The 1646-nt window shown below is 46.8% G+C and carries 3 protein-coding genes; all 3 read left to right on the top strand.

Features of this window, described 5'->3' with window-relative positions; all coding sequences use genetic code 11:
- The coding region (locus tag Y887_RS20465) for a cysteine peptidase family C39 domain-containing protein (protein WP_157004342.1) at window positions 1-871 on the top strand (871 nt) is incomplete at its 5' end.
- Between the two features lie 3 nt (window positions 872-874).
- Window positions 875-1267 carry a hypothetical protein gene (locus Y887_RS20460; protein ID WP_146093471.1) on the top strand — a complete coding sequence of 131 codons (393 nt, stop codon included), beginning with the start codon at window positions 875-877 and terminating at the stop codon, window positions 1265-1267.
- A 112-nt stretch (window positions 1268-1379) separates the two neighbouring features.
- Window positions 1380-1607, top strand: coding sequence for a hypothetical protein (locus tag Y887_RS16955; RefSeq protein ID WP_046965463.1), 228 nt, complete (start codon window positions 1380-1382; stop codon window positions 1605-1607).
- Window positions 1608-1646 lie beyond the last annotated feature (39 nt).

Here is a 1646-nt window from a genome sequence, read left to right as displayed (position 1 = left end):
TCAGGGCGGGGGGACGTCGGGTGGACTGCAAATGCTCGGAGGAGCTGCTGAGGTCGCAGGTGCGCTTATTGCTGCACCGACATGCGCTACTGGATGGGCCTGCTTTGCGGTGGGCTATGTAGGATTTTCTGGAATCGACAATACGACTAACGGCTACAGGTCCCTGCTTGGTGAGGTTTCTCCCACGATAGGTGGTCGTGCGTTTCAGATGCTTGGATTTTCAGAAGGTACAGCCGAATTTGTCTATGGACTTACGCAACTCGGAGCTGGAGTAAAGGTAGGGAGCGGAGGTGCGAAGTTAACGGAGGATTACTCCCCTGGAAAAATTCTTGGGACTGAAGGAGTGCCCCCATCTGGTAACTTGTACCCTGGTGGTTCGGTTAATGGAGGTGGTAGTGCATTTATCCCTCCGGCATCAATTCCCTACCAACCAAAAGGGGCTGTTATCTTGCAAGGCGATGCACCAGTATGTGGTCCCGCTTGCGCTGCTATGACGATAAGTGATGAAACAGGTAATTCTGTTAGCCTCGAAAGTGCGATTGGTCTTTTTGAGAATGGAATTCGTAGCAGCGGAGTCAATGCCGAAGAAATATCAAAAGTTTTAAACAATTCGGGAATCACAAATAGCGTCAATGCAAATATGTTTCCAGCGCAGCTAGATCAAGCCCTAGAAAAGGGTAAGAGTGTTATAGTCAACATCCCCGTTGCACCCGGCCAGGGCCACTTTGTTATTTTTGATAAAATTGAAGATGTTGATGGAGTGAAATACTACATGACTCGCGACCCATTTAAGGGCCCTAGAGGCGTTAGAAAAGACTTATTAGAAAATGCGATGAAGCTAGGCGCAAACTCAATTGTAGTTGGAGACTAAATAATGAATATTTTCGATTATTTATATCTTGAATGCTGGGTGACAACAGTTAATTGTAAGCTTTATTTAGTGCGCGAGGACTACTACCGCCAAAATGCCTCCAGTCATATTGCTGAAGTGTCTAGGCCTGAAATAATTTTTTCTATAATGGAAAAAATTCTTCTTCTTGGTGGCGGTCGCAGCGGAATATTTCATAGGGCAAAAGCTGAAGGATTATTGACGAATGCGAGTCGAAAAACGCTCAAGGTCACAGCATTGTCCGTGAAGGAAAGAAACGGAAATTTCATAAGAATAAATGTGGACGAGGAATACTTGAAAATACATGAAGCTAGATATCTCGAATTTTTAAAAAAAGCTTCTGGAATTCAATCCGATGATTGGCTGGATTATGTTTAGAAATAACCTGGGGAAAGCCAGATGATTAAAGGAGGACTTGCCATATCCTCGCAACCGAATTTTGCAATATAAAGCGTTATGGCTGTTTAGTTAATCCGGGTCTTTTCCACCCATGGCTAGCTTGCCGGTGCACGTGCAAATATTTCGCTTGCACCAACGGAAAAATTTTGAATTTCCTAGTTTATGCCTGCGCAGCCATGAATACATTGGCGCCGGCAAGACCCTGGCCCTGCAGGCCGGGCGCGACATCAACAGCCAGGCTGCAGTGGACAGCAGCTCCAGCGACCGCAGCACGGTCACCAACGTAAGCTCCCCCGTCAAGCAGGCACTTCAAAAGTAGAGCTTTCGGCGTGCTTGTCGCGGTACTCGACCGGGGTCA

The sequence above is a fragment of the Xanthomonas pisi DSM 18956 genome, assembly GCF_001010415.1.
Taxonomy (GTDB): domain Bacteria; phylum Pseudomonadota; class Gammaproteobacteria; order Xanthomonadales; family Xanthomonadaceae; genus Xanthomonas; species Xanthomonas pisi.
This window is presented reverse-complemented; position numbering and strand designations above follow the sequence as displayed.